At 56.8% G+C, this 19,244-nt stretch carries 19 protein-coding genes; 14 read left to right on the top strand and 5 right to left on the bottom strand.

What is annotated here, in order from left to right; all coding sequences use genetic code 11:
- Nucleotides 1–211 precede the first annotated feature (211 nt).
- Complete coding sequence (locus KJS55_RS02225; RefSeq protein ID WP_187031652.1) at nucleotides 212–1,447, top strand: polysaccharide deacetylase family protein; 1,236 nt, start codon at nucleotides 212–214, stop codon at nucleotides 1,445–1,447.
- Between the two features lie 18 nt (nucleotides 1,448–1,465).
- Nucleotides 1,466–1,870, top strand: a complete 405-nt coding sequence (cdd, locus tag KJS55_RS02220) for a cytidine deaminase (protein WP_187031653.1) — start codon at nucleotides 1,466–1,468, stop codon at nucleotides 1,868–1,870.
- 89 nt (nucleotides 1,871–1,959) lie between these two features.
- On the opposite strand, the gene KJS55_RS02215 is transcribed toward cdd, so the two are convergent.
- Nucleotides 1,960–3,363 carry a GNAT family N-acetyltransferase gene (locus KJS55_RS02215; protein WP_213542603.1) on the bottom strand — a complete coding sequence of 468 codons (1,404 nt, stop codon included), beginning with the start codon at nucleotides 3,361–3,363 and terminating at the stop codon, nucleotides 1,960–1,962.
- Nucleotides 3,364–3,496: 133 nt separating this feature from the next.
- Between KJS55_RS02215 and KJS55_RS02210 the strand changes: the two genes are divergently transcribed.
- A complete protein-coding gene (locus KJS55_RS02210) occupies nucleotides 3,497–5,005 on the top strand; it encodes a sodium-dependent transporter (protein ID WP_213542602.1) in 1,509 nt (502 codons plus the stop codon).
- 123 nt (nucleotides 5,006–5,128) lie between these two features.
- The gene (locus tag KJS55_RS02205) at nucleotides 5,129–5,731 is read left to right on the top strand and encodes a sugar O-acetyltransferase (RefSeq protein ID WP_213542601.1); all 603 of its coding nucleotides are present in this window, start codon (nucleotides 5,129–5,131) and stop codon (nucleotides 5,729–5,731) included.
- Between the two features lie 60 nt (nucleotides 5,732–5,791).
- Here the strand turns inward: KJS55_RS02205 and mreB are convergent, their stop codons facing one another.
- The 3 genes from mreB to KJS55_RS02190 form a co-directional block, all read right to left on the bottom strand.
- Nucleotides 5,792–6,811, bottom strand: coding sequence for a rod shape-determining protein (mreB, locus tag KJS55_RS02200; protein ID WP_187031657.1), 1,020 nt, complete (start codon nucleotides 6,809–6,811; stop codon nucleotides 5,792–5,794).
- 105 nt (nucleotides 6,812–6,916) lie between these two features.
- Nucleotides 6,917–7,585, bottom strand: coding sequence for a ComF family protein (locus KJS55_RS02195; RefSeq protein WP_213542600.1), 669 nt, complete (start codon nucleotides 7,583–7,585; stop codon nucleotides 6,917–6,919).
- Complete coding sequence (locus KJS55_RS02190; RefSeq protein WP_283093697.1) at nucleotides 7,582–7,830, bottom strand: helix-turn-helix domain-containing protein; 249 nt, start codon at nucleotides 7,828–7,830, stop codon at nucleotides 7,582–7,584. Before KJS55_RS02190 ends, KJS55_RS02195 begins: the two co-directional genes overlap by 4 nt.
- Nucleotides 7,831–8,057: 227 nt before the next feature.
- Here KJS55_RS02190 and gluQRS point away from each other — a divergent pair, with 227 nt between their 5' ends.
- The 3 genes from gluQRS to KJS55_RS02175 all read left to right on the top strand — a co-directional run bounded on the left by gluQRS (nucleotide 8,058) and on the right by KJS55_RS02175 (nucleotide 11,972).
- Nucleotides 8,058–9,011 carry a tRNA glutamyl-Q(34) synthetase GluQRS gene (gluQRS, locus tag KJS55_RS02185; RefSeq protein ID WP_213542599.1) on the top strand — a complete coding sequence of 318 codons (954 nt, stop codon included), beginning with the start codon at nucleotides 8,058–8,060 and terminating at the stop codon, nucleotides 9,009–9,011.
- A 115-nt stretch (nucleotides 9,012–9,126) separates the two neighbouring features.
- The gene (gene trkA, locus KJS55_RS02180; RefSeq protein ID WP_187031665.1) at nucleotides 9,127–10,491 is read left to right on the top strand and encodes a Trk system potassium transporter TrkA; all 1,365 of its coding nucleotides are present in this window, start codon (nucleotides 9,127–9,129) and stop codon (nucleotides 10,489–10,491) included.
- Between the two features lie 14 nt (nucleotides 10,492–10,505).
- Nucleotides 10,506–11,972 (top strand): TrkH family potassium uptake protein, encoded by a 1,467-nt coding sequence (locus KJS55_RS02175; protein WP_213542598.1) that lies wholly within the window; start codon nucleotides 10,506–10,508, stop codon nucleotides 11,970–11,972.
- Nucleotides 11,973–12,010: 38 nt separating this feature from the next.
- Here the strand turns inward: KJS55_RS02175 and pfkA are convergent, their stop codons facing one another.
- Nucleotides 12,011–13,006: a 6-phosphofructokinase gene (gene pfkA, locus KJS55_RS02170; RefSeq protein WP_187031670.1), complete on the bottom strand. Its 996-nt coding sequence runs from the start codon at nucleotides 13,004–13,006 to the stop codon at nucleotides 12,011–12,013.
- Between the two features lie 293 nt (nucleotides 13,007–13,299).
- Here pfkA and KJS55_RS02165 point away from each other — a divergent pair, with 293 nt between their 5' ends.
- From KJS55_RS02165 to KJS55_RS02135, 7 genes are all read left to right on the top strand, one after another.
- Entirely contained in the window at nucleotides 13,300–14,175 is an 876-nt protein-coding gene (locus KJS55_RS02165; RefSeq protein WP_187031672.1) for a phosphate ABC transporter substrate-binding protein, read from the top strand.
- 298 nt (nucleotides 14,176–14,473) lie between these two features.
- The gene (pstC, locus tag KJS55_RS02160) at nucleotides 14,474–15,310 is read left to right on the top strand and encodes a phosphate ABC transporter permease subunit PstC (RefSeq protein WP_228300558.1); all 837 of its coding nucleotides are present in this window, start codon (nucleotides 14,474–14,476) and stop codon (nucleotides 15,308–15,310) included.
- Between the two features lie 3 nt (nucleotides 15,311–15,313).
- Nucleotides 15,314–16,165: a phosphate ABC transporter permease PstA gene (pstA, locus tag KJS55_RS02155; RefSeq protein ID WP_187031676.1), complete on the top strand. Its 852-nt coding sequence runs from the start codon at nucleotides 15,314–15,316 to the stop codon at nucleotides 16,163–16,165.
- 14 nt (nucleotides 16,166–16,179) lie between these two features.
- Nucleotides 16,180–16,935: a phosphate ABC transporter ATP-binding protein PstB gene (gene pstB / locus KJS55_RS02150; RefSeq protein WP_187031678.1), complete on the top strand. Its 756-nt coding sequence runs from the start codon at nucleotides 16,180–16,182 to the stop codon at nucleotides 16,933–16,935.
- Nucleotides 16,936–16,947: 12 nt separating this feature from the next.
- Nucleotides 16,948–17,592 (top strand): phosphate signaling complex protein PhoU, encoded by a 645-nt coding sequence (gene phoU, locus KJS55_RS02145; protein WP_213542597.1) that lies wholly within the window; start codon nucleotides 16,948–16,950, stop codon nucleotides 17,590–17,592.
- Between the two features lie 121 nt (nucleotides 17,593–17,713).
- Nucleotides 17,714–18,379 (top strand): HD domain-containing protein, encoded by a 666-nt coding sequence (locus KJS55_RS02140; protein ID WP_213543638.1) that lies wholly within the window; start codon nucleotides 17,714–17,716, stop codon nucleotides 18,377–18,379.
- Nucleotides 18,380–18,574: 195 nt separating this feature from the next.
- A complete protein-coding gene (locus tag KJS55_RS02135; RefSeq protein WP_187031682.1) occupies nucleotides 18,575–19,243 on the top strand; it encodes a response regulator transcription factor in 669 nt (222 codons plus the stop codon).
- The last annotated feature ends 1 nt before the right edge of the window (nucleotide 19,244 follow it).

Below are 19,244 nucleotides of genomic sequence, written 5' to 3'. Positions count from 1 at the left end.
TCAGGAAAGTTTTGAAAATGCAGGATTTGATATCAGCATTTGGCTTCACATTTTGGAACAATTGCCGGCCCTTCTGCGGCTTTTCATCCCTGCTGGATTGGACAGGGCCTCCGCATTTGTCATTCTTTGTTATCCTTTTGTAGTTCTCTTTTGTCGAATTTTCTGTTATACTGTCACTATTCAATCAGAATTCGAGAGAAGGGATATTTTTATGCGCCGTGTGATTTCCGGTTTGCTTGTGCTGCTGATGCTGATTCCCCTTGCCTCCTGTGGCGGGAATACCGCACCTCCTGCCGATTCCGGTGTGACGGAGGAGCCAGAGGAACCCAAGGCACCGGAGCCCTATGAGATTCTGGACCCAACCGTGATGCCGGAGGGCGGCGTCCGGGACGGCATCACCTACGCGGCTTACGATGGCGTTGTGGAGCACCTGTTTTTCCACCCAGTGGTGGCCTATCCGGAGCTGGCCTTTGACGGGGATAACCAGGCCAACGGCATTGACGACTATATGGTAACGGTTGGAGAATATAACAAAATTTTGCAGAGCGTCTATGAAAAAGGCTATGTGCTGGTGGACATTGGCGACGTGTGGAGCGAGATCGCCGGCGAGGACGGCCAGCCCAGGATGGTACGCAATACCCTTTATCTCCCCGAAGGGAAAAAGCCGTTGATTCTCTCCTTTGATGATACGAACTACTATCCTTATATGTTAGAAAACGGCTTTGCATACAAGCTCATCCTGGGGGATGACGGGCTGATCTGGAGCTGGGGGAAGGACCCGCAGGGCAATGAGGTGGTCTCCCAGGACCTGGACGCCATCCCGATTCTTGATAAGTTTGTTCGGGAACACCCGGAGTTCTCTCCCTTTGGGGCCAAGGGCTGTCTGAGTTTGACGGGCTATGAGGGTATTTTGGGCTACCGGACTCAGACAGATACCAAGAGCTGGACGCAGGCGCAGGAGGCCAACCGCCAGAAAGAGCGGGAAGCGGTAAAACCTATTATTGAGGAGCTCAAGCGCACTGGCTGGACGTTTGGAAGTCATACCTGGGGACATATCCGATTGGGCGGTTCTGTGAGTCTTGCAGAGATTCAGGCTGATACAGAGCGCTGGGCTGACGAGGTGGGAACTCTCGTGGGTCCCACCACGATTCTGTTCTACCCCCATGGCGAGCGGCCTGACGGCAACGACTGGCAAAATACCGGCCCGATCTTCCGGTATCTCCAGAGCCAGGGCTTCCGGGTCTTCTGCTCTGTGGGCATCGAGAGCTTTAGCTATATCAAAAAGGACATCTGCGCCGTTATTTGTGACCGACTGCACCCGGACGGCACCACCCTGCGGGGCAGCGACAAGGTCATTGGATGGTACAGTCAGTTCTATGACGCTCGGGATATCATTGACCTGGAGGCGCGTCCCCAGCGAGAGGTCCGCTGGACGCCCAAGGCCTGACGGCCAGAAAGGAGTGCTATGACCGATGAAGTGATCAAGGCCGCAGCCATCACGATGCTGGAGCGTGCCTATGTGCCCTATTCTCATTTTCCCGTGGGAGCCGCGCTGGAGTGTAAGGATGGAACCGTGTTCACCGGATGTAATGTGGAGAACGCCTCCTACCCGGCTGGAATCTGTGCAGAGCGCAATGCCATTGCCCATGCCGTAGCGGAGGGGCGGCGGCAGTTTCGGCGGATTGTGATCGCAGGAAAAGGAGTGGATTTCTGTGTGCCCTGCGGCATCTGCCGGCAGGTGATGCGGGAGTTTTCCCCAGAACTGGAGATCATCTGCCTCAATGGGGATGGAGAGGAACGGCGGTTTACTCTGCCGGAACTGTTGCCCCACAGCTTTGGACCAGAGCACCTGCGTGAGTGTGAAGGCTGAAACAAGAATCAAAAAGTCTGCGCGCCGCATTTGCGGCGCGCAGACTTTGTCTATCAAAAGAGGAGCATATGCTCTTGTGAAAACAGTGCTCAGACCAGCTTTTCAAAGTAATAGAACGTCTCGTCCTCACCGTTTTTCCGCATGCAGGAGGAAAGCATCTGATAGGACGCAGTATTCTCCTTATAGCACTTGGCGACAATCCGGCCAAGATGCACCCTGTAAAGGCCCCAGTCCGCCACGGCGGCAAAGGCCTCGGTGCCGTATCCGTGACCGGCATAGGCGGCATTGATCCGGCAGCCCAGCTCCGCACCGCCCTGACAGTCAAAACGATAGAGCACCGCCTCACCGATCAGCTTTCCATCCAGGCGGACAGCGAAGTTTACCGCCTGGCGGTTTTCAAAATCTTTCCGGGCTACTTCAAAGAAGCTGCGCTCCTCCACCGGAGCGCCGAGGCCGCCCACGTCGTCATAGCCCCACCAGCGGTTGCGATCCTGGTCCAGTACCAGAGCGTTATAGGCGGGGATATCCTCCTCGGTCAGAGCAGAGAGAGTCAGACGTTCTGTCTTCAGCTCTGGAATCGCGGAGACGTGGCGCAGCAGCTCGTTCTGCGGTTCAAAGCGGTACTTGGGAGAGAGCTTGGCAGGGCCGTACTGAAGCTTGGAGGTCCGAAGCCCCCGGTCGGCGGCGTCGTCCTCCCGGTTAATCCACTGACAGCCTTCCCCAAAGGTATCGGCAAAGGTTTGTACAAGTGTGGGATAAACTCCAGTATAGGAGTAAAGAGCCTTTTCGATATGGATGATTAATGTGTCGCCGCACTTTTCCGCCAGGGACAGGGCAATGAGCTTGTCCCCGTCGAAGAGGCCGCCGCCCAGGAACCAGCTCTTATCCAGCATCCGCAGCATCTTCTTGGCCAATGCCAGCTCACTCAAGGCCTTGGCGTTATCCCCCTTGGGAAATTCCGTCTCATAGTCCTTCCAGAACTGCTCGATAGCGTTGCAGTCCGCAGTGCCAAGACGCCGGAATGTGGCGTTAGGCCACTGGGTGCGGAATTTTTTGATGTGGTTGCGCTGCCCGGAGTACCGCCGCCCTGCAAAGAGCTGCAGATCCTGGCGATAGTACATATAGTCCCTCCAAGTGCGGATATCACTGACACAGACATAGGGATATCGGGACAGCAGGCGGGCCGCCTTACAATCCGGTACCACGGAGATCACCGGCGAAATGCCCTGGTCCATGCAGTAGTGCTCGATCGCAGAGAGCGCTGCATCCTCGTCTCCCTCGGGACCGGGGACTGGGTAATCAAATACCGTTTGTCCATCAATGTAGTTGCGGACTACCAGACATCCGGCGCTCTCCGCCCAGGCAGGATGGAGATGGTTGCGCCACATTAACTTGGTGCCCACGGAATATTCGCACAGACCGTACTGACAGTCCTGATAGTATTTCCGGAGCTTGCCGGCGTCCTGTTTAGTTACAGGTTTAAATTGAATCATGATATCATTCCTTTTTGCGCGTTGATAGTCAGGGACGAGACCCCAAATTTTCACATTGCATTTCTGCGAGTTTTTATGATAGGACTCCATACAATAAAGAGACAGATGGTTCATCAGAAGAAAGAGGGAGCGTATGGAGCATAACAGAGGAAGCTGGGGAAGCAATACCGGATTTTTACTGGCTGCCATCGGCTCTGCCGTAGGCTTGGGAAATATTTGGAGCTTCCCCTATAAAATGGGACGCTGCGGCGGATTTTTGTTTTTCATTCTCTACCTGCTGTTGTCGGTTTTTGTAGGATTTGTCATTATGGCAGGAGAGCTGGCCATGGGCCGGAAGACGGGAAGAGGGGCCGTAGGCGCATATCATGCGCTGTCTAAGCGATTTCGCTGGGTTGGATGGCTGGCAGTCTTCTCGCCCTTTGTCGTGATGGGGTTTTATGCCGTGCTGGGCGGCTACTGTATGGAGTACATGGTACTAAACCTGAGCCATTTGGTAATCCCCGGGATGCAAAGCCAGCGCGGCGCGGAGGCCTTTCAGATGATGCTGTCCCATCCCATGAGATCGCTGATCTCTATGCTGGCGTTCATGGCAGTGTGTTATCTGATTAGCAGAAGCGGTGTGTCCGGCGGCATTGAACGGTTCAACAAGGTGGGAATGCCGGCCCTGTTCGGGATGCTAGCGATTATGATTGTCCGCTCGCTGAGCCTGCCCAACGCTATGGAGGGCCTTAAATTCATGTTTCTCCCCGGCTATGCGGTAGAGGCAGGTTTCATTCAGCAGGCACCGGGCTTTGCGTCTATTCTGGCTACTGCGGGTGGTCAGATGTTCTTTTCGTTATCCTTGGCGATGGGAGCCATGATTACCTACGGCTCCTATCTGGGCAAAGGGGAGAATCTGGCTAAAAACGCCGGCATCATTGTGACGGCGGATGCCATCGTGGCCACCCTGGCCGGAGTTGCTGTGATTCCAGCTGCCATCGCGAACGGCATTGTTGAGATACGCTCTGGAGCCACGGTGTTAGACGCAGCCACTGGCTTGGAGCGGGCGATGACCCTGGCCGATATTCAGTTGGGTGGGCCCAGCCTGCTGTTCGTCACACTGCAGGATGTGTTCCGCTCCATGGGCGCCATTGGACCGCTGTTCGGAACGATCTTCTATTTGTTGGTTCTGATTGCCGCCATTTCCTCCGCAGTCTCCTTGATGGAGGTGGTTATCGCCTGTTTCCTGGACCGCTCTGCAGAGCGTGGAAAACGGGGAAATCGACCTGCCGTGGTGGCGTTGGTGAGTTTGGCTATCGCGGCGGAGGGAGCTGTGGTAGCTGCGGATGGTTTGGGCACCAATGGACTATGGGTGCCCTTTCAAAAGACCTTTGGCGTGATCGGGGCCTTCAATGGCAGCTGGCTTGAGTTTATGAGCGCTGTATCCGAGGGGATTGCCATGCCGTTGGGAGCGCTGCTGATGAGCCTCATGGTAGCCTGGGAACTCCGGCCAAAGGCGCTCCTGGAAGAGATACACCTGGGCGGAAGTCAAAAGATTGACGGCTTTTTCACTGTTTGCATTCGGTTTGTCGTTCCGCTGGCAATGCTGCTGATCTTGGTGGGGCAGCTGGATGAAATCTTCCACCTGCGTATGTTTTCCTGAAAGCGGCATTCCTAGCCGTTCCTACACTATATCAAATTCAGCGAAAATTGCAAGGCTTTTCGTTGACAATTTCCCACCAATCTGGTTTACTTTGAGGGAGACCAACTGAGAGGAGAGAACCCTATGACAGAGCGGGAGCGCATGCTCTCTGGCCAGCTGTACGATGCCGGTGATGAGACTCTCACAGCTGCCAGAGGCCGGGCAAAGAGGCTGACTTGGCGCTATCACCAGCTAGACCCCACGGATTGGGACAGTCGGACGCAGATTCTTCAAGAATTGCTGGGACATCTGGGAGAGGACAGCTGGATTGAGCCACCCTTCCGCTGTGATTATGGCACCCAAATTTCCATCGGGGATCACTTTTTTGCAAACTACGACTGCATCTTCTTGGATGTGGCCCCCATCACCATTGGAAACCGGGTGATGTTCGGCCCGCGGGTGTGTCTGTACACGGCCGGACATCCCCTGGATGCGGCAACCCGGAACACCGGGCTGGAATTTGGAAAGCCGATTGCTATCGGAGATGACGTGTGGTTGGGGGGCAATGTGGTGGTGCTTCCTGGGGTCACCATCGGTGCGGGTACCGTTGTGGCGGCTGGATCTGTAGTGAGGAGGGACCTTCCGCCTCATGTGCTGGCCGCGGGCAACCCCTGTCAAGTGCTTCGGTCGATTACTGAGGCGGATCGCCTGAAGTGGGAGGCACAGAAAGAGCATGGAACGGCGTGAATCGTACAAGAGGTCCGGGGCTTTGCCCCGGACCTCTTTGATACAGGGGATTTTGCCCTGTCAGTTCATCTGCTTGCGCCGGCTGAGGTTCATGGTTCCGTCCTGCATGGCGCCCAAGGAGTCCAAACTCTTACCGGTACCCAAGGCCACGCAGCTGATGGCGTCCTCGGCCACAACGGTGTGAATGCCGGTGCGGGCAGTCACAAGTTTGTCAAAGCCAGACACCAAGCTGCCGCCGCCGGTCATGACAATGCCATTGGTGGAGATATCTGCCACCAGCTCTGGCGGTGTGCGCTCCAAAACGGAGTGGATGGCCTCCATAATCCGCTCCACCGGCTCTTCAAAGGCATCCATCATCTCTGTGGAGCTGACGGTAACCACCTTGGGAAGTCCTGTTAGGAGACAGCGGCCCTTGACGTCCATGGTTTCCTCTTCGTCTTTGGGGAAAACGCAGCCGATCTGCTTTTTCATCTCCTCAGCAGTCCGTTCGCCCACCAACAGGTTATAGGTTCGGCGCATGTATTTGACCACCGCCTCGTTGAGCTGGTCGCCGGCGATCTTGATGGAAGCGCTCTCCACCACACCGGAGAGGGAGATCACCGCGATATCGGCGGTGCCGCCGCCGATGTCCACCACCATGTGGCCGTCCGGCTTGGCAATGTCGATCCCGGCGCCGATGGCAGCCGCCACTGGCTCCTCAATGAGGTAGACTTTTCGGGCACCGGCCTGGATGCCAGCGTCAATCACGGCGCGCTCCTCAACCTCTGTGATACCGGAGGGCACGCAGATGATGACCCGGGGCTTGAAGAAGGAGAAGCCTGCCACCTTGTGGATGAACTCCTTGAGCATCCGCTCCGTCATGTCGTAATCAGAGATCACACCCTCCCGCAGGGGGCGGATGGCAATGATGTTGCCGGGGGTGCGGCCTAACATGGCCTGGGCGTCGGCGCCCACCTTTAAAAGTTTGCCGGTATTCTTGTCTAGTGCCACCACGGAGGGCTCATTGAGAACAATGCCCTTGCCCTTTACAAAAACCAGGACCGATGCGGTCCCCAGATCGATACCAATATCTTTTGCCATGGATTTTTCCACCTCATCATACGTTTCTATCTTTATTATAAACGGTTTTTCCGCATGCAATCATATCAAAAAACATTATACCGGCAGAAAGTGCCGATTGCAACCCTATTCTTTGACAGAACTGTGAACTTTTTCCTGCGGTGTACGGGCGACAGCCACGCAGAGCACGGATTCAGCACCAGCGGACATCAGCGTGCGGGCGCACTCAGCCAGGGTGGACCCGGTGGTGCAGATGTCGTCCACCAGCAAAATCCGCTTTCCGGCGGCACTTTGCGCCTGATAGATATCCCGGACATTCTGACGACGTGCAGCGGCATCCTCCAGGCTGGACTGGGCAGGGGTGTCGGTCCGCTTGCTCAAGAGCCGCTCCGGTTTGACGTGCCAGAGCCGACAGGCAGACCGGGCCAACAGCTCTGCCTGGTCATAGCCCCGCTGGCGCAGCCGTTTGGAACTGACGGGAACCCAGGTAACGGTATCAAATTCGCCGGAGAAATGCTCGGCGGCACATTGGGCGATCAGCGCACCCAAAGGTTCCGCCGCGGCGCAGACGCCATGAAACTTGAGCCGCAGCAGTCCCTTCCGCGCCAAATCCTCATACCATAAAGGCGCGGCGCAGCGCACCCCGCTGGGAAGCTCCCAGAGGGTTTCGCCCTCCAGAATCCACGGAAGAGTGCTTTTGCAGACGGGACAGATTCCGGGATGGTCCAGGATTTTGCCGCAAAAAGGGCACTTGGGCGGAAAGAGAAGGTCCAGAACGGATTCCAGCAGTTTCACGGCTGCTTCCGCTTTCTGGGATAGGGCTTCCTCTCATCCGTGAGGCCCAACAGATAATCCACGCTGACCCCGTAATATTCCGCTAGCGTTACGACGACATCCACCGGGTAGTTGAGAGTGCCTGTTTCATACTGACAGTACGTATTCTGCTTGACTTTCAGAATTTCTGCGATTTCCGCTTGTGTCAGCCCCCTGTCATTTCGCAGGTCTCGAATCCTTCCATATTTTAGAATACCTGTTTTCAAAAACATCACCCAAGGCGAGTATATGTATCTTGAAATCAGATACCCTTCATTATTCTGAAATTCAGATAAATAAATGCTGCCCAGACATCCGGCTCTACGGGAGATGGGCTTTCCGCCGCAAAGAGGCGCCTCCCCCGTGCCAGAGGCACGCAACCCGCCAAAACCTCTTGCAGCCAGTCACCACTGCGGCTATAATGAATATATTTCAGGAAAAAGGAGCACCCATAATGCAAACTATCGGCCGCTTCGCGCCGTCCCCAAGCGGACGTATCCATTTAGGCAATATCTTCTGCTGCCTTCTGGCATGGCTTAGCGCCCGCCAGAAGGGGGGACGGGTAGTGCTGCGAATTGAGGACCTGGATACCGCCCGCTGCCCCCGGCGGTATGCGCTGCAGCTGCAGGAGGACCTGCGCTGGCTGGGCCTTGACTGGGACGAGGGGCCTGAGGCTGGCGGGGAGCGTGGACCTTATGAACAGAGCAGGCGCACAGCGCTCTACCGGGCGGCCCTGGAGAGACTCTCGGCCAAGGGGCTGGTGTACCCCTGCTTTTGTACCAGGGCAGAGCTCCACGCTGCCAGCGCTCCACACCGGGAGGATGGTCAGATCATTTATCCCGGCACTTGCCGCAGCCTGACGGCGGAACAGGCGGAGGAACGAGCCGGAAGGCGCGCACCGGCTCTGCGCCTGCGGGTACCGGAAGAGATGTGGAGCTTTACAGATGGACACATGGGCCGCTATGTGGAAAACTTGGCCCGGGACTGCGGAGATTTCCTGCTGTGCCGCTCCGACGGGCTATTCGCCTATCAGCTGGCGGTGGTGGTGGACGATGCGGCCATGGGAATCACAGAGGTGGTTCGGGGGGCGGATCTGCTGGCATCCACACCCCGGCAGCTGTATCTCTATCACCTTCTGGGGCTGGACCCGCCGGCCTTTTACCATGTGCCGCTGCTGCTGGCGCCGGACGGCCGGCGCTTGAGCAAGCGGGACGCGGACGCGGGGCTGGCCGAGCTGCGCCCGCGCCTTTCTGCAGAGGAGCTACTGGGGAAACTGGCGTATCTTGCGGGCTTTCATCCTTCTGCGTCTCCCCGAACGGCCCGGGAACTGCTGGCGGAGTTTGACTGGGCGCAGGTGCCAAAAACGGACATCCGCCTGCCAGAGAGCCTTTTTAACGCCGACAAATAAAAATTTTATGTGGGAAGTATTCCTTTTTTGGAATGAGTCCGTTATAATAGCGGTCATATGATATTTATGCGTTCTTTATGTTTATGTGGCTTCTTTCTAAATGGTGGGAGGATTTATGAGAATCGTCATTGTAGGCGCCGGCAAGGTGGGAATGGCGCTGACGCAGCAGCTGTCTGCGGAGCATCGAGTTACCGTAATTGACCAGGAACCGCAGTTAATCAATAACATTATCAACGTCTATGACGTGATGGGGATTTGCGGCAACGGAGCCAGCTACGAGATTCAAATGGAAGCGGAGGCGTCCAAGGCAGAGCTGCTGATCGCAACCACATCCAGCGATGAAATCAACATCCTGGCGTGTTTGGTGGCGAAAAAGCTGGGAGTGAAGCACACGATTGCCCGCATCCGAAACCCTGAGTATGAAAAACAGCTGCGCTTCATGCGGGAGGAGTTGGGACTGAGCATGGCCATCAACCCGGAGAAGGTGGCCGCAAGGGAGATTGCCAGGGTGCTGCGGTTTCCCACTGCGATGAAGATTGAGTCCTTTTCCAAGGGCCGGCTGGAGCTGGTAGAATACCGTCTTTCAGAGAAATCTCACCTGCATGGGATGCGTCTATCGGACCTGTATGGAAACATCAAAGTCCGGGTGCTGATCTGTGCTGTGTCCCGAAAGGGGGAGACTGTGATCCCCTCCGGCGATTTTGAGCTGCAGTCAGGAGATAAAATTTACCTGACCTCATCCCCCAAGCAGCTGGAACAGTTTTTCCGGCACCTGGGAGTTTTCCGGAACCGGGCGTCCTCGGTGATGATTGTGGGTGCCAGCAAGATTTGCTATTACCTGGCCTCGCAGCTGCTGGAGATGGGAATGTCTGTGCGGATCATCGATCAGAATGAGCAGCGGTGCGTCCAAATGAGCGAGCGGCTGCCAAAGGCCCTGGTGATCGTGGGGGACGGTACGGACAGCGAGCTGCTTCACGAGGAGGGAATTGAGCAGACCGACGCGTTTGTGGCCATCACCGGCATGGACGAGGCTAATATCCTCATGGCGATGAGCGCCGCCAAGCAGTCCGGCGACTGCTGCAAGGTGGTTGCAAAAATCAACAGAAAACCCCTGGTGGACTTGGTTTCTAACGAGGGGATGATCGACAGCACCATCTCAGCCTGGGAAGTGACCACAGAGCTCATTGTACAGTATGTCCGGGCCATGGAAAGCGCCTCCGGCGCGGGGATCAAGACTCTGCACCGGCTGGTGGGCGGCTCGGTGGAGGCGCTGGAGTTCAGCGTGGGGGAGCAGGCGCCCTTCCTGGGCGTTCCCTTGAAAGACCTACAGCTGAAAAGCGGAATTCTGCTGGCGGGAATTGTCCGTCGGAACGGACGCATCGTGATTCCCTCCGGCGGCGATGTGTTGGAGGCGATGGATGACGTGATCGTGGTGACAACCGATACCAGGCTGCAGAATCTCCACGATATCTTTCTGTAAAGGCGGGCCGATCCTTGAACTATCGAATGATTGGTTTTCTCATTGGACGCATCCTGCTGACAGAGGCTGCGCTGCTGGCGCTGCCAACTGTAACAGCGATCCTGTACGGAGAGTCGCCCATGCCCTTTCTGACAACCGCCCTGGCGCTTGCGGCGGTGGGGTTGCTGCTGGGCAGCCGGAAGCCCAGGCAGTCGGCCATATACGCAAGAGACGGCTTTGCGGTCGTGGCGCTGGCGTGGATTCTGATGTCTGCCTTCGGTGCGCTGCCCTTTGTGCTCTCGGGGGATATCCCAAGCTATGTGGACGCGCTGTTTGAGACCGTTTCCGGTTTTACCACCACCGGCGCCACCATCCTGCCGGAGGTGGAGTCCCTCAGCCGGGGAATTTTGTTCTGGCGGAGCTTTACCCACTGGGTGGGCGGCATGGGCGTGCTGGTCTTCGTGATGGCAATTCTTCCGATGTCGGATGGCCACGGCATGCATCTGATGCGGGCCGAGGTGCCGGGGCCCTCGGTGGGCAAGCTGGTCAGCCGCATGAGCGACAGCGCCAAGATTCTCTATGGCATTTACCTGGTCATGACGCTGCTGGAAATCTTTCTGCTGCTGGCGGGAGGGATGCCGCTCTTTGACGCCTGCATCCACTCCTTCGGCTCCGCTGGCACCGGCGGCTTCAGCAACCGCAATCTCAGTGTAGGTGCGTATGGAAATGCCTATTACGAGCTTGTGATCGGTGTTTTCATGCTGCTGTTCGGCATCAATTTCAACCTCTATTACTTCCTGATGATCCGCCGGTTCCGGGATGTGTTCCACTCCGAGGAACTGCGGGCTTATCTGGGGATTGTGGCTGCGGCGGTGCTGGCCATCGCTGTGGATGTGGCCCATCTGTACGACTCCTTTGCCGTCAGCCTACGTCACGCTTTTTTCCAGGTGTCCTCCATCATTACCACCACCGGCTTTGCCACTGTGGACTTTAACACCTGGCCCACCTTTTCCAAAGGAATTTTAATGGTGTTGATGTTTGTGGGAGCCTGCGCCGGGTCCACCGGCGGCGGCATCAAGGTAGCCAGGATGCTGATCCTGGGAAAGACGGCTCTTTCCGACATGCGAAAAATGCTGCACCCCACAGCCGTTTCCGCCGTCCGGTTTGAGGGGAAGCCCCTGGCAGATCAGACGGTCCGCAGCGTGCATGTGTTTATCACGGTTTATCTGATGGTGTTTACTGTCTCGTTCTTGTTGCTGTGTTTGGAGGGGTTTGACCTTATCACCACGTTTTCCGCCCTGGCGGCCTGTATCAACAACGTGGGCCCCGGCTTGGAGGTGGTTGGGCCCATGGGGAATTTCAGCGGCTTTTCCCCGTGGGGTAAGCTGCTGCTGTCCTTCAACATGCTGGTGGGACGGCTGGAGATCTTCCCCATGCTGCTGCTGTTTGCGCCTTCCATTTGGCGGCGGCGGTTGATCCGCCCTGTGCAGAATGGAATCTAAAGTGAACCGCACGTCCAAAGGACGTGCGGTTTTTTTGCTCATGCCTGCGGAATCGACAGAGCCTCCAGAATTTGATATCGGTCCATCTGAAAGCTTTTGGTCATCTGTAGGGCCTCTTCCATATCCAGGTCCACAATCTGACCATTTTGAATGGCGATGATGCAGTTGCCCCTGTTTTGCGCCATGGCCATCACAGCCGAATATCCCATGCGGCTGGCAGCCTCTCTGTCCCGGGCGGAAGGAGTGCCGCCCCGCTGAATATGTCCCAGCACCGTGACCCGGGGATCAATGCCGATCTCCTGACGAATGCGGTTGGCGTAGTCCATGGCGCTGCCGGCGCCCTCAGCCACCACGATCATGTAGTGGGTGCTGCCTGAGAGCCTGGCACGCCGGATTTTATCTGCGATATCCCGTTCAAAGTCCACCTCATGTTCCGGGATCAGAACAGCAGTGGCGCCTACTGCAATCCCAACATAGAGAGCCAGGTAGCCGGCGTGGCGTCCCATGACCTCCACCAGAGAGCAGCGCTCGTGGGACTGCATGGTGTCCCGCAGCTTGTCGATGCACGCGATGGCGGTGTTGCAGGCGGTGTCAAACCCGATGGTGTAGTGGGTGCAGCCGATGTCGTTGTCAATTGTGGCGGGAATTCCAACGACCTGTAAAGGACTGTGCTCCTCCGCCGCCTGGCGGGACAAGGCCAGGGCACCCCGAAAGGTGCCATCGCCGCCGATGGCGACCAGTCCATCCAGCCCCAGCAGCTTGCAGGTAGCCAGAGCTTTTTCGCGGCCGGAGGGAGACAGGAACTCCTCACTGCGGGCCGTATAGAGCAGCGTGCCGCCCTTATCAATGGTGTGACTGACGCTGGCGGTATCTAAGCGGACAAAATCACTGTTGATGAGACCATGCCACCCTCTGCGAATTCCAACGCATTCCATGCCCTGGCGGCTGGCAGTCCGCACCACGGCACGGATCGCGGCGTTCATACCTGGCGCGTCGCCTCCGCTGGTCAGAACGCCGATCCGCTGCTTTTCCATACCTTCTCGCACTCCTTCCAAACGGTTCAAAATGATAGAGAAGAGATCCGGCCTTGCCGGAATCCCCATGATTAGAAATCATAACAGAAAATTGCTGTTTTTGTCAACATATAAAGTGAAAGAATGAAAGAAAACGATTTAATTTTTTGAAAATGTAATAGTATTCATAATACTTCTCTGCTTTTACAAAGACTTAACAAAAGAGTGGTGACAGATTTTACGTGGAAATGTTTATACTAAAGCCGTAGTGAAGAGACTACAGACCATAGACATATCAAAAGGAGATTATCAAGATGAAGAAAGTATTTGCGCTTTTGCTGACCTTGACTATGACCATGGCACTCCTGGCAGGCTGCGGCAGCGATACTACCAGCGACACAACGGATGATGCTGGGGACACAACCGGCGATCCCCAAGAGACCACGCTCAGCGGTACCGTGGCCACCGATGGGTCCACCTCGATGGAGTCTGTGATCGGCGTTTTGGGGGAGCAGTTTATGGCTGACAATTCCGGCGTGACTGTTACCTACAACCCCACCGGTTCTGGCGCCGGCATTGAGGCTGTTGCCAACGGAAGCTGTGACATCGGTTTGGCCTCCCGCGCTCTGAAGGACGAGGAAAAGTCCGGCGGCCTGACGGAGACCATTGTGGCACTGGACGGCATCGCCGTGATCGTCAATGCCGAGAATGCTGTGACCGACCTTTCCCTGGAGCAGATTGCCCAGATTTATACCGGTGAGATCACCGACTGGTCTGGTGTGGGCGGTACCGCCGGCGCTGTCGCTGTCATTGGCCGTGAGTCTGGTTCCGGTACCCGGGATGGCTTTGAGTCCATCACGGACACGGAGGATGCCTGCGTCCTGGCCCAGGAGCTAAGTTCCACCGGCGCCGTTATTGAGGCGGTCCGCACCACCCCTGGTGCCATTGGCTACGCATCCCTCTCTGCTGTGGAGGGACAGGAGGGCATCACCGTTCTGACGGTTGGAGGCGTGGCTCCCTCTGAGGAGACTGTTCTGGACGGCAGCTATGCCATTCAGCGCCCCTTTGTGTTCGCCACCCGTACCGATGAGGCCCTCAGCGAGGCTGCGCAGGCTTTCTTTGACTGGGCGACCTCTACCGCCGCTAACGACCTGATCAAGGGCGCTGGCGCTGTGCCTGTGGCTCAATAATTCAACCCCATTCCTTTCAACATAGCTTTGCGGGCGGCCGCCGCACCCACGCGGTGCGGCGGCCATTTCGCTAGGGTGTGTCTGAAAGCGGCCGGAAACCCTCCGGCAGTTTTAAGATGCACCCTGATTCCAGGGGCGCAGCCCCTGACGACAAAGGAGAATCCTCATGGAACATGAAATCATCGGTGAAGTCGCAAAGGCGGCGCTGGAGACAACAGTCATATATGGCTCTGGCTCCGTTGACAAAAAGGGTCCTGGACCCCGGGCCAAGGTTGCTCATAAAGCCCTGGAGCGGGGAATGAATCTGCTGTTTTTTACCTGTGGCATGATTGCGGTGGCCTTTGTGCTGATCATCAGCATCTATTTGGTCATCTCCGGCATGCCGGCCATTTTGGAGATCGGTCCCATCAACTTCCTCTTCGGCACCCGCTGGTACGCATCCACCAATGACTTCGGCATTTTCGCCATTATCCTCACCTCCTTTGCCGGCACTGCCGGAGCCATCCTTGTGGGGGTGCCGGTGGGCCTGATGACTGCGATCTTCCTCTCCAAGGTAGCCCCCCCAAAGGTGGCGGCTGTCATCCACATGGCGGTGGAGTTGTTGGCGGGCATCCCCTCCGTGGTCTACGGACTGGTAGGTATGATTCTGCTGGTGCCGGCCATCCGGGTAGCCTTTGACCTGCCCTCCGGCGCCACGCTCCTGGCCGCCATCATCGTGCTGGCAGTGATGATTCTGCCCTCCATCATCTCCGTGTCGGAGACGGCCCTGCGGGCAGTTCCCCGGGAGTATGAAGAGGCGTCTCTGGCTCTTGGAGCCACGCACATTGAGACGGTGTTCCGGGTCAGCGTCCCCGCTGCCCGCAGCGGCATTGCCACCGCCATTGTCCTGGGCATCGGCCGGGCCATTGGCGAGGCCATGGCCATCATCATGGTGGCCGGCAACGTGGCCAATATGCCTGGGCTTTTGAAATCCGTCCGGTTCCTGACCACCGCCATTGCCTCGGAGATGTCTTACGCCGCTGTGGGTTCCACCCACCGCAACGCTCTCTTCTCCATCGGGCTGGTACTGTTTTTGTTTATCATGATGATTAACGTGTTTCTCAATGTGTTCATTAAAAATAGGAAGGAGGAGTGAGTCGTGGGCGATAAAACCCTTTCCACCAGACGCCGGGTCTATGACCGGGTGCTCCGTGTCCTGCTGTACCTGTGTGGCGTTCTCACCTGTGCCCTGCTGGCGCTGATTATCGGCTATATTTTCTACCGTGGCATCCCCAATATCACCTGGGAGCTGCTTAGCAGCCAGACCAGCTATATTAAGGACACCATCGGCATTCTTCCCAATATCCTCAATACCGTCTATCTGGTGGTGCTGGCCATGGTTATTGTGCTGCCGCTGGGGGTGGGCGCCGCCATCTATCTGACAGAGTACGCCGCCAACCGCAGACTGGTGGCCGTCATTGAGTTTGCCACCGAAACCTTGACGGGCATCCCCTCCATTATCTTCGGTCTGGTGGGTATGCTGTTCTTCATCCAGATGTTGGGGCTCAAGACCGGTGTGCTGGCGGGCGGTCTCACCCTGGTGGTGATGATCCTGCCCACCATCGTCCGCACCACCCAGGAGAGCTTGAAAACCGTGCCCAACTCCTACCGGGAGGGAGCCCTGGCCATGGGAGCGGGCAAGTGGCACATGGTCCGCACCGTGGTACTGCCAAACTCCGTGGATGGCATCATCACAGGCTGTATCCTGGCCGTGGGCAGGATTGTGGGGGAGAGCGCGGCACTTTTGTACACAGCCGGGTTCGGTCTGGTCCTCAACGGCTTCATCACCTCGCTGGAGTCCTCCTCCGCATCTTTGACTGTGGCCCTCTATGTATATGCCAGCGAGCGGGGCGAGACTGCCGTGGCCTTCGCCATCGCCACTATCCTGATGCTGCTGACCCTGGTCATCAATTTGTCCGCCAACCTGGTGGGCCGGAAACTAAAAAAGTAAGCGGGGAGAATCATATGTCCACCATCATTGAAGTAAAGGATTTAAATCTGTGGTATGGGACACACCACGCCCTCCACAGCGTCAATATCGCCATTCCCGAGCATGAGATCACAGCCTTGATCGGTCCCTCGGGCTGCGGTAAGTCCACCTTTTTAAAGACCCTTAACCGCATGAATGATCTGATTCCCGGCATCCGCATTGAGGGAGAGGTCCAGTATGGAGGCGAGAACGTCTATGACCCGGCTGTAGACCCCACCTGGCTGCGCAAGCAGATCGGCATGGTATTCCAAAAGGCAAATCCGTTCCCCATGAGCATTTATGATAATGTTGCCTACGGCCCCAGAACACATGGGATTCGCTCCCGGGTGAAGCTGGATGAGATTGTGGAGAACTCTCTGCGCTCTGCAGCTATCTGGGACGAGGTCAAGGACCGTTTGAAGAAAAGCGCGCTGGGGCTCTCCGGCGGCCAGCAGCAGCGGCTTTGCATCGCCCGGGCACTGGCGGTGGAGCCGGAGGTGCTGCTGATGGACGAATCCACCAGCGCTCTGGACCCGATCTCCACGTCCAAAATTGAAGACCTTGCGGTGGAGCTGAAAAGCAGGTATACTGTCATTATGGTGACGCACAATATGCAGCAGGCCGCTCGTGTCTCCGACAACACGGCGTTTTTCCTGCTGGGAGACCTGGTGGAGTTCGGAAAGACGGAGACATTGTTCTCCACGCCGAAGGACCAGCGCACGGAAGACTATATTACCGGCCGGTTTGGTTGAGGAGGGCAGACGGTGAGAAACAAGTTTGAAGAGCAGCTGGAAAAGCTGCATGTGGAAATGATCCAAATGGGCGCCCTGTGCGAGGACGCCATCTCCGCCGCTGCCGAGGCGCTGATTCACAGCGACGCGGCCCTGGCCGCCGCCGCGGAGGAGGCGGAGCGGGAGATCGACCAAAAGGAGCGGGAGGTGGAGAACCTGTGTCTGAAGCTGCTGCTGCAACAGCAGCCGGTGGCCCGGGACCTGCGGGAGATCTCCGCGGCACTCAAGATGATTTCCGATCTGGAGCGGATTGGGGATCAGGCGGCGGATATCGCGGAGATGACCAGCTATGTGCATCTTCCGCAGGGCAGAAGCTCTCATATTGCGGATATGGCCCGGGCTGTCATTAATATGGTGACAGACAGCGTGGACTCCTTTGTGAAGCGGGATCTGCAGCTGGCCCGCCAGGTCTGTGCCGCCGACGACCGGGTGGATGATCTGTTTATCCAGGTGCGGCGGGAGCTGGTGGAGCTGATCGCCGCCGATGCCTCCTATGGTGAGCAGGGGTTGGATTTGCTGATGGTTGCAAAATACCTGGAACGAATCGGCGACCATGCCACCAATGTAGCGGAGTGGGTGGAGTACTCCATCACCGGAGTGCATCCGTCCAATAACTGAGGGAGCCGTCTGCGGCTTGGAATCTGCTGGCAGTGTACCCGGGCGGATGACACTGGATTGGCGCCTGTCTATACCGGCGCTTCCGGATGTTCTGGGAACGGAATTTGATACAGAAAAGAGGATGACTGTGCTCACTTATGAAGATGTGAAAGACAATGCGGCGATCCGCACCTATATTCAGCGCGCGGATGAGTCTTTGACGGCCCTGGGCTTTACAGAGCACAGCTTTGCTCATGTAACGGCGGTGGCGGAAAAGGCAGGCTATATTCTGGAGACGCTGGGCTATCCTGCGCGGACGGTGGAGCTTGTGAAAATCGCGGGTTTTCTGCATGATATCGGCAATCTGGTAAACCGAGTGGATCACTCTCAGTCCGGCGCTGTCATGGCCTTTCGTCTTCTGGACAATCTCCAGTGCGATCCGGAGGAGATTGCCACGATTGTCACTGCCATCGGCAACCATGACGAGGGTACGGGGCTTCCAGTGAACGCGGTGTCGGCGGCGCTGATTCTGGCAGATAAGTCAGATGTGCGCCGCAGCCGGGTCCGGAATCAGGACCCCAGCACCTTTGATATCCATGACCGGGTAAACTACTCCGTAAAGAAGTCTCAGCTGAAGATCAACGAAGAACATACCCTGATTAAGCTGAAACTGTCCGTAGATACCAAGTACGGCTCTGTGATGGACTATTTTGAAATTTTTATGCAGCGGATGATTCTTTGCCGCAAGGCGGCCGAGAAGTTGGGGCTGCAGTTCAAGCTGATGATCAATGAGCAGCAGCTGATCTGAGACATCCGTGATTCCCAACATGCTGTGAGAATGGACGTTCGAAGCAGGTGCCAGGGAAGCGGGACTCCGTTCAGCGGCTTGCAAAAAATGGGCGGGCCCCGGACAAGCGGGGCCGCTTTCCCATCAGGCGGAAGCGAAAAAACCTGCGGTAGTACCGGGGCTCTGGCGCTGCGGCATAACAAGGAGGCTCAGCCTATGATTTACTTATTGGAAGACGACGACAGCATCCGGGACCTGGTGATCTATACTCTGAACAGTCAGGGGATGGAGGCCCGCGGTTTCGAACGGCCCTCTGCCTTTTGGGAGGCCGTGAGAGAGGAGTTGCCGTCCCTGGCGCTGCTGGATATCATGCTTCCGGAGGAGGATGGCATCTCCGTTTTGAAGAAGCTGCGAAAGGATGGCCGTACTGCAAGACTCCCCATCATCATGCTGACGGCCAAGGGAACGGAGTATGATAAAGTTCTGGGCCTGGACGCCGGAGCCGATGACTATATTGCCAAGCCTTTTGGAATGATGGAGCTGCTCTCTCGAATCCGGGCGCTTGCGCGGCGTACATCAGAGAAGCCGAGTACATACCAATGCGGCTGTCTCTGCGTGGATGAGGGCCGCCATACCGTGACGGTGGAGGGCCACGAGACGGTCCTGACCCAAAAAGAATTTGAACTGCTGTGTCTGCTGCTGCAGAACCGGGGACAGGTATTCAGCCGGGAACGGCTGATTGAACAGGTGTGGGGGTATGCCTTTACCGGTGAAACCCGCACAGTGGATGTCCACATCCGGACGCTGCGGCAGAAGCTGGGACCGGCGGGTGCCTATATACAGACGGTCCGGGGATATGGCTATAAGATCGACGGAGAAGGCTGAA

The sequence above is a fragment of the Pusillibacter faecalis genome (assembly GCF_018408705.1).
Lineage (GTDB): Bacteria > Bacillota > Clostridia > Oscillospirales > Oscillospiraceae > Oscillibacter > Oscillibacter faecalis.
Note: the sequence above shows the minus strand (reverse complement) of the source record. Positions and strands in the feature narration are given on the sequence as shown.